The sequence below is a fragment of the Streptomyces sp. SP17BM10 genome, assembly GCF_036322405.1.
In the GTDB taxonomy this organism is placed as follows: domain Bacteria; phylum Actinomycetota; class Actinomycetes; order Streptomycetales; family Streptomycetaceae; genus Kitasatospora.
The window spans coordinates 1-331 of the sequence record NZ_JAQYXB010000036.1; the positions used below are offsets into that span (position 1 = coordinate 1).

The following is a 331-nucleotide window of genomic DNA, read 5'->3' on the forward strand; positions in this document are numbered from 1 at the left end:
GCCGCGAAGACGTAGGAGGCCGTCGAGGCGTCCGGTTCGACGGCCAGGTCGGTGGCCGTGTATCCGCCGGTGCCGATCCCGATGACGCCGGGGTCCACCTCGGTCACCGAGGCGCCGACGAGCCGCATCAGTTCGATGGTCAGGTCGACGTACGGCCGGCTGCCCAGGTCGCGCACGGTCACCGTCAGCGGAGTGCGCAGCAGCGGCGCCGCCATCAGCATGCCGCAGAGGAACTGGCTGCTGTGCCGGCCGTCCACGGTGAGTTCGCCACCGCGCAGCCCGTCGGCGTCCACCCGCCGCGGCAGTCCGCCGCTCCCGCCGGCGCTGACGC

Annotated in this window: 1 pseudogene; it reads right to left on the reverse strand. The window is 73.7% G+C overall.

The window, feature by feature from the left end:
• Nucleotides 1-331 (reverse strand): annotated as a pseudogene (locus PUR71_RS00110) (3-phosphoshikimate 1-carboxyvinyltransferase); the annotation flags it as partial.